This window comes from Sphingomonas sp. CFBP 8765 (genome assembly GCF_014841445.1).
GTDB classification, from domain to species: Bacteria; Pseudomonadota; Alphaproteobacteria; order Sphingomonadales; family Sphingomonadaceae; genus Sphingomonas; species Sphingomonas aerolata.
Genome location: NZ_JACYTY010000003.1, coordinates 549,215 through 561,134 on the forward strand (window position 1 = coordinate 549,215; position 11,920 = coordinate 561,134).

The 11,920-nt window shown below is 67.6% G+C and carries 9 protein-coding genes; 4 read left to right on the forward strand and 5 right to left on the reverse strand.

Annotation, left to right across the window (positions count from 1 at the left end; genetic code table 11):
- Positions 1-6: 6 nt before the first annotated feature.
- Positions 7-1,401: a phospholipase D-like domain-containing protein gene (locus IFT87_RS11125; RefSeq protein WP_084215314.1), complete on the reverse strand. Its 1,395-nt coding sequence runs from the start codon at positions 1,399-1,401 to the stop codon at positions 7-9.
- 147 nt (positions 1,402-1,548) lie between these two features.
- Between IFT87_RS11125 and dinB the strand changes: the two genes are divergently transcribed.
- Positions 1,549-2,637 (forward strand): DNA polymerase IV, encoded by a 1,089-nt coding sequence (dinB, locus tag IFT87_RS11130; protein ID WP_037532475.1) that lies wholly within the window; start codon positions 1,549-1,551, stop codon positions 2,635-2,637.
- 27 nt (positions 2,638-2,664) lie between these two features.
- Here dinB and IFT87_RS11135 read toward each other — a convergent pair whose 3' ends face one another.
- Together IFT87_RS11135 and IFT87_RS11140 are read right to left on the reverse strand one after the other, a co-directional pair.
- Positions 2,665-4,500, reverse strand: coding sequence for a putative bifunctional diguanylate cyclase/phosphodiesterase (locus tag IFT87_RS11135; RefSeq protein ID WP_192008467.1), 1,836 nt, complete (start codon positions 4,498-4,500; stop codon positions 2,665-2,667).
- Between the two features lie 88 nt (positions 4,501-4,588).
- Positions 4,589-5,515 (reverse strand): ROK family protein, encoded by a 927-nt coding sequence (locus IFT87_RS11140; protein WP_166746162.1) that lies wholly within the window; start codon positions 5,513-5,515, stop codon positions 4,589-4,591.
- Positions 5,516-5,662: 147 nt separating this feature from the next.
- On the opposite strand from IFT87_RS11140, the gene IFT87_RS11145 reads away from it, so the two are divergent.
- The gene (locus IFT87_RS11145; RefSeq protein WP_192008469.1) at positions 5,663-7,456 is read left to right on the forward strand and encodes a putative bifunctional diguanylate cyclase/phosphodiesterase; all 1,794 of its coding nucleotides are present in this window, start codon (positions 5,663-5,665) and stop codon (positions 7,454-7,456) included.
- Between the two features lie 12 nt (positions 7,457-7,468).
- Here the strand turns inward: IFT87_RS11145 and glmS are convergent, their stop codons facing one another.
- Positions 7,469-9,292 carry a glutamine--fructose-6-phosphate transaminase (isomerizing) gene (gene glmS, locus IFT87_RS11150; RefSeq protein ID WP_037532477.1) on the reverse strand — a complete coding sequence of 608 codons (1,824 nt, stop codon included), beginning with the start codon at positions 9,290-9,292 and terminating at the stop codon, positions 7,469-7,471.
- A 95-nt stretch (positions 9,293-9,387) separates the two neighbouring features.
- The gene (gene glmU / locus IFT87_RS11155) at positions 9,388-10,746 is read right to left on the reverse strand and encodes a bifunctional UDP-N-acetylglucosamine diphosphorylase/glucosamine-1-phosphate N-acetyltransferase GlmU (protein ID WP_192008471.1); all 1,359 of its coding nucleotides are present in this window, start codon (positions 10,744-10,746) and stop codon (positions 9,388-9,390) included.
- Positions 10,747-10,820: 74 nt separating this feature from the next.
- Here glmU and IFT87_RS11160 point away from each other — a divergent pair, with 74 nt between their 5' ends.
- Together IFT87_RS11160 and IFT87_RS11165 are read left to right on the forward strand one after the other, a co-directional pair.
- Entirely contained in the window at positions 10,821-11,540 is a 720-nt protein-coding gene (locus IFT87_RS11160) for an HAD hydrolase-like protein (protein ID WP_037527459.1), read from the forward strand.
- On the forward strand, positions 11,537-11,920 hold the full coding sequence (locus IFT87_RS11165) for a hypothetical protein (RefSeq protein ID WP_042467624.1): 384 nt from the start codon (positions 11,537-11,539) through the stop codon (positions 11,918-11,920). The genes IFT87_RS11160 and IFT87_RS11165 overlap by 4 nt, the downstream gene beginning before the upstream one ends.

Consider the following 11,920-nt stretch of genomic DNA (forward strand, 5'->3'; position numbering starts at 1 on the left):
GATCGCTCACTTCTTCTTCGGGCGGCGGTGGCGGAGGCGGCGGAACAGGCCGCGCTTCGCGAAGCTCTCGAACATCTCCTCGGGCCCCTCGGGATCGAGCACCTCATTGTCCGCCAGCCATTCCTCGACCGCGGTCAGATCGGGCGCCTCATAGGCGCGCAGTGACTTGCCCTGCCCGCGCAGCCGCTCGATCGTCTCGATCAGCGACCCGGTCTCGGCGATCATCGTGGTCACCACCTCGACATCGACCGCCAGATGCTCGGCGATCAGGTCGTTGCGGATCGCGGTGATCCCCGTGCTCGTCGCCTCGTCATGCGCGCGGATCGCGAGGTCGCATTCGGTGTCGAGCCGCAGCGAACGGTTGTTCATGTTCGACGACCCGAGCCGGAAGATCTGGTCGTCCGCGATCAGGATCTTGGCATGGCAATAGATCGCCTCCCCGCCGCTGGTGTAGGGATGATACATGCGCAGTCGCTTGTGGACGTCGCGGTGCGCCAGCGCGGTCATGAGGCGCGCGCGCGCAGTGTCCATCGCGATCGGCTCGAGCCACCCCTGCGCAGTCACCGGGTTGATGATCACGATCTCGGGCCCGTCCGCCTCGTCGAGACGGCGTGCGACCGCCTCGGCGATCTTGCGCGACGCGAAATACTGGCTCTCGATATAGAGATGCCGTTTGGCACCGGCGATCTGCGCGAGGAACAACGCCTCGCTCTCATGCACCGGGACCTGATCGTCCATTTCGGGTTCGGTCCGCGCGATCGCGACGTCGACATCGCGGAAATGCACGCCGAGCTCGTCGGGCCAGCACGCCGCGCCAGGGTTCGCCTCGGCGATCGGCACGCCGCCGGCCAGCACCCAGCGGTCGCGGAACAGCTGCCCCAATGCGGTCGCGACAGGGCCTGCGACCGCGCTGATCGCGTCGTGCCACGGCTTGTAGGGACGGCCCGAGGGACGCCGCCGCCGCGCATCGTCATGGCGATGCTCGCGCGTGTCCCAGCGGTCGCCGGTCATGTCGATCCCGCCACAAAAGGCGAGGCAGTCGTCGATGATCACGATCTTCTGGTGATGCGACCCCGCGGTCGGATGATGCCCGTCGAGCTTGGTGTGAATACGCGGGTGCCGCATCCACTTCAGCATCGTGAACAGGGTCGAGCCGCGGAACAGCGACTTGATCGCACCGGTGTCCCAGCGGAGCAGGAAGATCTCGAGCTCGGGCTCGCGTTCGACCAGCCACAGGATGAAGGCGCCGAGCGTCGGCGGTTCGCCGGGGCGGTCGACCCCGGGTTCGAGCTGGATCCGCGCATCGAAATCCCAGCCGATCAGCATGATCCGCCGCTTGGCGTTGAGCATGGCGACGCGCGCCTGGCGGAAATATTCCTCCGCATCGACGATCACGGACATCTGGTTCGCGCGTTCGATACGCCAGCATTCGGTTCCGATCCGCACGTCCAGGTCCCCTTGTCGTCGCCGCTTGCGCCCGGCCGAATTCGTTCAACGCCGTAACGACGCTCTGTTTCCGCGCATCGTCAGAACCTATCTGCGGTGCAGATGGCCGCTTCTCCTACCCCGCCGCCGGTGCAGCGCAAGATCATCCATGTCGACATGGACGCCTTCTATGCCTCGGTCGAACAGCGCGACGACCCGACATTGAAGGGACGGCCGGTCGCGGTGGGCGGTTCGCGCGCGCGCGGGGTGGTCGCTGCCGCGAGCTACGAGGCGCGGACCTTCGGGGTGCACAGCGCGATGCCGTCGGTCACCGCGCTCAGGCGCTGTCCCGATCTCGTCTTCGTGCCGCCGCGCTTCGACGTGTACCGCGCGGTATCCGACCAGATCCGGGCGATCTTCGCGCATTTCACCCCGCTCGTCGAACCGCTGTCGCTCGACGAGGCGTATCTCGACGTCACCGCCGATATCCGCGGGGTCGGATCGGCGCAGGCGATCGCCGAGGAAATCCGCGCGCGGATCAAGGCCGATACCGGGCTGACCGCCTCCGCCGGGGTCAGCTACAACAAGTTCATCGCCAAGCTGGCGTCGGACCAGAACAAGCCCGACGGGATCTGCGTCATCACGCCGAAGCGCGGGGCCGCGTTCGTCGCGTCGCTGCCGGTCAAGCGGTTCCACGGCGTCGGCCCGGTCACCGCCAAGCGCATGGAACAGCTCGGCATCCTGACCGGCGCAGATCTGCTCGAACGCCCGCTGGCGTTCCTCCAGGCGCATTTCGGCAGCTATGCGGACTATCTGTACGGGGCAGCACGCGGGATCGATCACCGCCCGGTGCGCGTCAACCGTGCCGCCAAGTCGGTCGGTGCGGAGCGGACGTTCGAGACCAATCTGAGCGATCCGGCAGCGCTGCGCGAGGCGTTGCACCGGGTTGCGGATGCGGCGTGGGTGCGGATCGAGCGGCACGCCACGCGCGGGCGGACGGTCACGCTGAAACTGCGCCATGCCGATTTCCGGACGATCACGCGCGCCCGCTCGTCGAGCGCCGCGGTGGTCGACAAGGCTGCGTTCGTCGCCGCCGGACTGGACCTGCTGATGGCGCAGCTTCCGGTACCGCAGGGCGTCCGCCTGCTCGGCCTCACCCTGTCGGGGCTGGTCGGCGACGAGCCGGACGACGCGCAGCCCGTCCTGCTCTAACCCACCGCTCGATTCGCGGGTGTGGGGTCAGACGCCCTGCGACGGTGCCATGACGCGGGGCGCAGCGGCGGGATCCCCGCCGAGACCGCGTGCTTCCGCCATGGTCCGGGCGATCGCAGCAGGTACCGGGTGCGAGAAGAAGAAGCCCTGGAGATGGCTGGCCCCCGCCAGGCGCAAGGCCTGAACCTGCGCCTCGGTCTCAACCCCTTCGGCGATGACCCCGATGCCGAGTGCGCGGCCCAGACTGATGATCGAATGAACGATCGCCGCGCTTTCGCGCTCGCGGCCCATCCCCTCAATGAAGCTGCGGTCGATCTTCAGGCAGTCGAGCGCGAAGGTGCGGATGTTGTGCAGGCTCGAATAGCCCGTCCCGAAATCGTCGAGCGCGATGCGGAACCCCATGCGGCGCAGTGCGCCCAGCGTCTCTGCCGCACGCTCGGCATCGTCGAAGATCGCGGTCTCGGTAATCTCGATCTGCAACCGGCCGGGATCCACCCCGGCACGGCGGACGCTCTCGCTGACATAGTCGACGAAATGGTGGCGCCGGAACTGTCGCGGGCTGAAATTGACCGAGACATACTGCCCCGGCCACTGTGTCAGGACCGCGAGCGCGTTGCGCAGCACCCAGTCGCCCAGATCGTGGATGAGGTTCGATTCCTCCGCGATCGGCATGAACAGGCCCGGGCTGATCGGGCCGTAAGCCATCGTGTTCCAGCGCAGCAGCGCCTCGAACCCGACCACTTCGATCGATTCGCGCGACACGATCGGCTGGAACACCAGGCTGAGCTCGTTGTTTGCGATCGCTTCGCCGAGCCCGCTTTCAACGCGCCGGCGGAAGCGGATATCCTCGTCCATGCTCTCGTCGAACACGCGCGCCATGCGCCGGCCGCTCCGTTTGGCGTCGTTGAGCGCGAGATCGGCCCGCCGCATGACGTCGACCGGGTCGCTGCCCTGCCCGCCATGCGTCACGACCAGCCCGGCCGAGGCGCCGCCCTGGACGGAACTGCCAAAGACCTGGAGGCTGACCGAACAGGCCGCGATCATCCGTTCGCAGGCGAGCAAGGCGCTGGTCTCGTCCGCAGTGCTGAACAACACACCGAATTCGTCGCCGCCAAGCCGCGCGACCAGCGCACCCTCGGGCGAGGACCGGCCGAGGATCGCGCAGATCTCGCGGATCAGCGCGTCGCCGGCAAGGTGCCCCAGCGTGTCGTTGACCAGCTTGAACCGGTCGAGATCGATCATCACCGTCGCGAACCACCCATCCGCGCGGGTGCGTTCGGCAAGCGCGCGGAGGAACGCCAGCCGGTTGGGCGCGTCGGTCAGCGAATCATGCGTCGCCAGATGGATCGCACGGCTTTCATTGGCCGCCAGCTCGGCGGCCCGGACCTCGAGCTGCGCCACCTGCCGCACGAGCGCTGCACGCACCGCGTTGCAGTCATGGTCGAACTGCCAGCGCTGCGTCAGTGCCAGCGCGGTCTGGCGCAGCTCGGCGCCGACGAACGGCTTGGCGATATGGAAGACCTTGTCGACCGGCCCGGCCACCTTGGCGATCCCGGCGAGCGAGGCACCGTCGAGCGCGGTGACGATCACGAAATTGATGTCGGGGTCCAGTTCACGGATCCGGCGCGCCGTCTCGCAGACGTCGAGCCCCGACGCCATCTGCAGATCGAGGAAGGCGACCGCGAACGGCGCGGGCTCGGCGATGGCGGATTCGACCGCGGCGATCGCGTCGATGCCGGTCCCGACGGAGGTTATCGAAAACGCGTCGGCCTGCGGGTCAGCCGCCGCCGGTTCCGTCCCGAGAATCGCACGGGCGTAGTCGTCATGAACTCCGGGTTCGTCGTCGACAATCAGAATACGCATCGGACACCGTTCCTCGCGATACCTGACCCCGCCCGTATAGGCGGTTTTCCAGGCCCTATCGCGCGGCCCGGTGGGTAGGCATCTGTAATTAATATGACATGAAGGCCGAGCTTCCCGACCCTCCGACCGAGTCACCAAGCGCTTGGCCACCAAGGATAATCGCGCCGAGCGGGCCGGCATTGCCGCCGAGTGCCGGCGGTACGACGAACGTATCGACCAGCGTCGGCTCGGGCAATGCGATATACCCCCCGAGACTGCGCGTCAGCGCGGCACGGACCCGCGGAAACAGATGGCCGGCGCCCATTACCCCGCCACCGATGACGATCCTGCGCGGAATCCCGGTGAGCACGAGCGTGTGGCACAACTGGCCAAGCGCCTCCGCGACGCCCGTCCAGACCGGATGATCGGCGGGGGCCTCATCGGCGGGATGGCCGAGCCGCGCGGCGATCGCCGGCCCCGACACGAGTCCCTCGAGGCAGGCGCCGTGAAACGGGCAACTGCCGATCCAGTCGTCGCCCGGCGTTCGGACCGGCCGGATATGCCCGAGTTCCGAATGCATCAGCCCGTCGACCGGTCGATGCCCCGCGATCAGCCCCGCGCCGACCCCGGTGCCGACCGTCACATAGGCGATATCCGCCAGGCCCTGCGCCGCGCCCCAGCGTGCCTCGGCCAGCGCCGCGCCGACGACGTCGGTATGGAAGCCGGTCGGCACCGCATAGCGACGCTGCAGGCGCCCGGCGACGTCGGTCCCCGCCCAACCGGGCTTGGGCGTCGAGGTGATATGGCCGTAGTCACCACCGCGCCGGTCGATCCCGACCGGGCCAAAGCTCGCAATTCCGATCGCGACGAATCCGCTCCAGCGGTCGAGCACGGCTTCGATCGCGGCGAGCGTCTCATCGGGGCGAGTTGTCGGAATTCGTACGATTTCCTCGATCGCATCGGGCCCTCGCGCCAGGATGCAGATGCACTTGGTCCCGCCAAGTTCGATCCCGGCCACCAATGGTATTTCGCTCATCCCTGTCCCCAAACCAATGCTTTGGCTGCAGCAATTCGTCCGGCGGGGCAGATCCGTCAAGTTGCTGTAATTTACTCCATGTTAACAACATAAGTCTATCGCGCAAGTCGACTCGTTGCGCATAATGCTGGCGACTGGAGCATAGAAATGCGGGCGTATGAAGAGGCGGCACGGCTTGATGCATTGCGCCAATTGCGCCTGCTCGACACCAGCGCCAGCGAAAGCTTCGATCGCATCACCCGGATGGCGGGCCAGATCTTTGGGTTGCCGATCGCCGCAATCTCGCTGACCGATACCGACCGGCAATGGTTCAAGTCGCGCGTCGGGATCACGCACGACCACATCGCGCGGGCCAAGGCCCCGTGCGCGGAGGTCGCCGAGACGACGCAGGGGCTGGTGATACCCGACCTGGCGGCCGACGGCTTCTATGCCAACAGCCCGCTCGCGCAGTCCGGCATCCGTTTCTATGCGGGTGCGCCGCTGATCACGCGGGAGGGCCATGGGCTCGGGTCGCTCTGCGTGCTGGGCGCCGAACCCCGAACCGCCTCGCCCGAGGAGCTTGCCGCGCTGACCGACCTTGCGGCGATGGTCATGGCGCAGATCGACCTCCAGCATGCGGTCGGGCGGGTCGATCCGGTCAGCGCGCTACCCAACCGCTTCCGGTTTCTGGAAGATCTCGACGACCTGGCGCGTGACACGCCCGGCGAGCAGCGCTTCGTCGTGCTGCTCGACCTCGCCCGTGCCGACCAACTGAATGCGTTGATCCGGGTGATGGGCGCCGGCTATATCGAAACGCTCGTCAAGGAATCGGCGCGGACCTTGCGCGAGCAACTGGGATCCGCGCGAACGCTCTATCACGTGGCCGCGACCCAGTTTGCCTTCCTGTCCTCGCCGGGTGCGACCATGCCCGGCTATCTCGACGTGGTGAGCGCCGGGCTCGCGGTCAGTGCCGCGGGCTCGATCGCGCGGTTCGTGACGACGATGGCGGCCGGGATCGTCCCCGTGACGCTGGGCGCGATCCGGTCACAGGAAATCCTGCGCGCCGCGCACAGCGCCGCGCAGGATGCGCAGGCCAAGGACAGCCTGATCAGCGTCTATGCGACGTCGAACGATTCCGAATACCGGCGCAATATCGTGTTGCTCAGCGCGTTCGGCACAGCGCTGGAGGACGGCGCGTCGCTCCGCCTGGTCTATCAGCCGCGGATCGACCTCGGATCACGTCGCTGCGTCGGGGCGGAAGCGTTGCTGCGCTGGAACGACCCGACGCTGGGCGACGTATCGCCCGCGGAGTTCATCCCGATCGTCGAACGGACCACGCTGGCCAAGCCGACCACCGCATTCGTCCTCGACACCGCCCTGCGTCAGCTGGCGGCGTGGCAGGCGTGTGGCGTCTCGCTGCCTCTGTCGATCAACATCTCGGCGACCAATCTCGACGAGGACGGACTCGTCGCGGCAATCGCCGCGGCGCTCGACGCGCACAATGTCGCGCCCGACATGCTCGAAGTCGAGGTGACCGAAAGCGCGATGATGGAGAATTCGGCGCAATCGCTCGCCAGGCTCGAGGCACTGGCGGCGACCGGGGTCCGCGTCGCGATCGACGATTTCGGGACCGGCCACAGCAGCCTGGCCTATCTCCAGACGCTGCCCGCGAGCGTGGTCAAGATCGACAAGTCGTTCGTCGACCCGCTCGACACCGACGACGCCCGCAGCCGGACGGTGATCGCGACGATGATCTCGCTGTCGAAGAAGCTCGGCTTCCGCGTGGTCGCCGAGGGCGTGGAGACCGTCGGCGCCGTCGACACGCTGACGCGGATGGCGTGCGACGAGGCACAGGGCTATGTCTTCGCCCGCCCGCTCGAAGCGCAGGACGTCCTGCCCTGGATCGCGCGGTTCAATGGCGACGACCAGATGCCGCCATTGCCCCACCGCGAGGCGGCCTGAGCCGCGGCGCCCTTATTCGACGGTGACCGACTTCGCCAAGTTGCGCGGCTGATCGACGTCGGTCCCCTTGAGCACTGCGACGTGGTAGGCGAGCAGCTGGACCGGCACCGCATAGACCAGAGGCGCGATCAGCGGGTGGACCTTGGGCATGGTGATCGTTGCCATGCAGCCCTCGCCCGCCGCCTGGATGCCGTCATAGTCGCTGATCAGCACGACCTTGCCACCGCGCGCCATCACCTCCTGCATGTTGCTGACGGTCTTGTCGAACAGCGGCCCCGACGGTGCGATGACGATGACGGGCACATGCTCGTCGATCAACGCGATCGGGCCGTGCTTCATCTCGCCCGCGGCATAGCCCTCGGCGTGGATATAGCTGATTTCCTTTAGCTTCAGCGCACCCTCCAGCGCGAGCGGATAATCCGTACCGCGCCCGAGATACAGCACGTCGCGCGCACCCGCGACGGTGTGCGCCATCGCCTCGATCGCCTCGTCATAGGCGAGCGCGCCGTTGAGCGCGGCGGGCGCCTCGGCGAGGTGACGGACGATCTCGCGCTCCTGCTCGCGGGTCAGGAGGCCCTTCGCGCGCGCCAGATTGGCCGCGAGCGCGGCAAGCACCGCAAGCTGGCAGGTGAACGCCTTGGTCGACGCGACGCCGATCTCGGGGCCGGCATGCGTCGGCAGCAACAGGTCCGCCTCGCGTGCCATGCTGCTGGTCGGCACGTTGACGACAACCGCGATCTTCTGCCCCTCGGCCTTGGCGTGGCGCAGCGCGGCCAGCGTGTCCGCGGTCTCGCCCGATTGCGAGATGAACAGCGCAAGGCCGCCCTCCTCCATCACCGGCGCGCGGTAACGAAACTCGGACGCGACATCGAGGTCGACGGGCACGCGCGCGAACTGTTCGAACCAGTATTTGGCGACCATGCCCGCATAGAAGCTCGTCCCGCACGCGACGATCGTCACGCGCTTGATGGTCGACAGGTCGAATTCGGGGATCGGCAGCGAGACCTCGCCCTCCATCCGCTTCAGATACGAACGCAGCGTCTGCGCGACGACGATCGGCTGCTCGTAGATCTCCTTGAGCATGTAATGCTTGTGGTTGCCCTTCGAGATCACCTCGCCGGTGATCCCCGACAGCGTGATCGCGCGCTCGACGGGCGCGTTGTCGCGGTCATAGACCTGCGCGCCGTCGCGCGTCAGCACGACCCAGTCGCCTTCGTCGAGATAGGCGATACGCTGAGTCAGCGGCGCGAGCGCGAGCGCGTCCGACCCGAGGAACATCTCGCCCTCGCCGTGGCCGACGACCAAAGGCGAGCCGAGCCGCGCGCCGATCAGCAGGTCGGGATGCTGGCGGAAGAGGATCGCTAACGCGAACGCGCCGTGCAGCCGCGGCAGGATCTCGCGCACCGCCGAGATCGGATCGCTGCCGGCCTCGACCTTTTCGCTGATCAGATGCGCGACGACTTCGGTGTCGGTCTCGCTGGTGAAGGTCCGGCCGCGCGCGATCAGTTCGTCGCGCAGCGGTTTGAAATTCTCGATGATGCCGTTGTGGACGACCGCGACCTCGCCGGTCGCGTGCGGATGCGCGTTGTTGGTGGTCGGTCCGCCATGCGTCGCCCAGCGCGTGTGCGCGATGCCGGTCCTGCCGGGCAGCGGATGCGAGGCGAGCTCGTTGGCGAGGTTGACCAGCTTGCCCGATGCGCGCCGCCGCTCGATCGCGCCGTCATGATCGGTCGCGATGCCGGCCGAGTCATAGCCGCGATATTCGAGCCGCTTGAGACCGTCGAGCAACCGCTCGGCAACGTCGTCAGTGCTCAGGATTCCCACGATGCCACACATGCTATCTATCCATTCGTCTTGTCGAGCGAGGCGTGCGACACGCTCCGCATGATCTGGTCAGGTCGGGAACCGCGTGCGATCGGTCGCGCGGGGCGTCACCGACGAGCGGCTTTGCGGGCCACCATCATTTCGCGGAATCGCGCCGCCCAGCCGGGCTTGTCGACCTGGGGCGGACGGACGAGCGCGAGTGCGTCGGCGTCGACGTCGCGCGTGAGCACCGACCCCGCCGCGACGATCGCGCCGCGGCCGACGATCACCGGCGCGACCAGCGCGGAATTCGAGCCGATGAATGCGTCCTCGCCGACGACGGTACGGTATTTGAAGTAACCGTCGTAATTGCAGGTGATCGTGCCCGCGCCGATGTTCGCGCGCGCGCCGATCTCGGCATCGCCGATATAGCTCAGATGATTGACCTTCGCGCCGACGCCAATCGTCGCCTTCTTTACTTCGACGAAATTGCCGACGCGTGATCCGGCGCCGAGATCCGCCCCGGGCCGCAGGCGCGCGAACGGGCCGACATCCGCCTTCTCGCCGATCTTCGCGCCCTCGACATGGCTGAAGGCATGGATGACGGCGCCATCCGCGACGCGAACACCGGGGCCGAACACGACGTTCGGCTCGATCGTCACGTCACGCCCGAGCAAGGTGTCGTGCGCGAACCAGACCGTGTCGGGCGCGATCAGCGTCGCGCCGTCCGCCATCGCGGCGGCACGGCGCGTCGCCTGCCAGGCCGCCTCAACCGCGGCGAGCTCGCCGCGACTGTTGACGCCCGCCACCTCGCCTTCGCCCGTCTCGATCACCGCCGAGGCCCGGCCGTCGGCGGCAGCGAGCATGACGATGTCGGGCAGATAATATTCGCCCGCCGCATTGTCATTGCCGACGCGCGCGAGCAACGCGAACAGGTCGCGCGAATGGACCGCCATCAGCCCCGAATTGCACAATGTCTCGGCACGCTCGGCGTCGGAGGCGTCCTTATATTCGACCATCCGGTCGATCCGGCCGGCGGCATCGGCGATGACGCGGCCATAGGCGCCGGGATCGGCGGGACGGAAGCCGAGCACGACCGCCGCGGGCGCGTCGTCGCCGTGCAACCGGTCGATCATCCGCTGCATCGTCGCGGCGGTCACGAGCGGGACGTCACCATAGAGAATGAGCACATCGCCCTCGAACCCGGCCAGCGCGTCGCGCGCCTGCGCCACGGCGTGGCCGGTGCCGAGCTGTTCGGCCTGCAGCGCGGTGGCGATCCCCAGCGGGGCGACCGCACGCTCGACCTGCTCGCGCCCGGCACCCGTCACCACGACGGTGCGCGCCGGGTGCAGCGTCGCCGCGCTTGCGACCAGATGGTGCAGCATCGGCCGCCCCGCGATCGGGTGCAGCACCTTGTGCAAGTCGGACTTCATCCGGGTGCCCTTGCCGGCCGCCAGGATGATCACCGCGATGGACTGGTCGTGCATATGCGTCGTCATGGAAGGACCGCTGCCACGAAAGCCTTGCCAATTCCATAGCCGCGCTGGCAGGCATCACGGCGATGACGCATTTTTCATTCGATATCGTCGGGTTCGACCTTGACGGCACCCTGCTCGACACCAGCGGCGACCTGACCGCGGCGGTCAATCATGCACTCGCGCTTGCGAACCGGCCGGCGCTGAGCGTCGAACAGGTCAAGCCGATGATCGGCGGCGGCGCGCGGCACATGCTGAAACAAGGGCTGACCGCGACCGGCGGCTATGACGAGGCGATGCTCGACCGGCTGCACGCCGCGCTGCTCGCCTATTACGAGGCGCATATCTGTGTGCTGACACGGCCCTATCCCGGGGTGATCGAGGCGCTCGACGCGCTGGCGGCGCGCGGCGTCACGATCGGGATCGTCACCAACAAGATCGAACGATTCGCGCGCACCGTGCTCGACGAACTCGGCCTGACCGACCGGTTCGCCTGCATCCTCGGCGGCGACACGATGGCGGAGGGCAAGCCGTCGCCGATGCCGATCCACGAAATGGTGCGCCAGTGCGCCGTGGTGGCGGACGCGAAGCGCGCCGGGGCGCAAGGTGCCGCCCCCCGCGCGGCGTTCGTCGGCGATTCGATCTTCGATATCCAAGCGGGACAGGCGGCAGGGTTGCCGACGATCGCGTGCAGCTTCGGCTTTCTGATGCAGCCGGTCGACGAGCTTGGGGCAGAGGCGGTGATCGACGGATTCGATGCGCTGATCCCCGCGCTCGACGACCTCGCCCGGCGCACCGCAGCGTGAACGGCCGCGATCGCGACCTGACCGGGTTCTTCAAGATTGCGCTGGCGCTGGCGATCCTCTTCGCCGTGACGATGGCACTCCTCCCCAAGCCGCCGCACCTGCCGATCGACCAGTTCGGCGACACGTTTAAGCACATGCTGGCCTTCGCGACGCTCGCCGCGCTGGCGTCGTTCGCCTATCCCGCTGCGCGCGGACGCAAGGTGCTCGAACGCCTGTCCTTCCTCGGCGCGATGGTCGAGGTGGCGCAGTCGATCCCGTCGCTGCACCGCGACTGCGACATTCGCGACTGGATCGCCGACACGATCGCGATCGCCGTCGTCGTCGCCATCATCGCGATGGTGCGGCGGACACGGCCGCCGCGGCTGCGCACGCTGCACTGA

What these genes read in the sequence shown, in the direction of transcription:
- IFT87_RS11140 (WP_166746162.1), bottom strand. Translation starts at nt 5,515, where the DNA reads ATGAGCGAAATACCATTGGTGGCCGGGATCGAACTTGGCGGGACCAAG.
- IFT87_RS11160 (WP_037527459.1), top strand. Translation starts at nt 10,821, where the DNA reads ATGACGCATTTTTCATTCGATATCGTCGGGTTCGACCTTGACGGCACC.
- IFT87_RS11125 (WP_084215314.1), bottom strand. Translation starts at nt 1,401, where the DNA reads ATGTCCGTGATCGTCGATGCGGAGGAATATTTCCGCCAGGCGCGCGTC.
- glmU (WP_192008471.1), bottom strand. Translation starts at nt 10,746, where the DNA reads ATGCACGACCAGTCCATCGCGGTGATCATCCTGGCGGCCGGCAAGGGC.
- glmS (WP_037532477.1), bottom strand. Translation starts at nt 9,292, where the DNA reads ATGTGTGGCATCGTGGGAATCCTGAGCACTGACGACGTTGCCGAGCGG.
- IFT87_RS11135 (WP_192008467.1), bottom strand. Translation starts at nt 4,500, where the DNA reads ATGCGTATTCTGATTGTCGACGACGAACCCGGAGTTCATGACGACTAC.
- IFT87_RS11145 (WP_192008469.1), top strand. Translation starts at nt 5,663, where the DNA reads ATGCGGGCGTATGAAGAGGCGGCACGGCTTGATGCATTGCGCCAATTG.
- dinB (WP_037532475.1), top strand. Translation starts at nt 1,549, where the DNA reads ATGGCCGCTTCTCCTACCCCGCCGCCGGTGCAGCGCAAGATCATCCAT.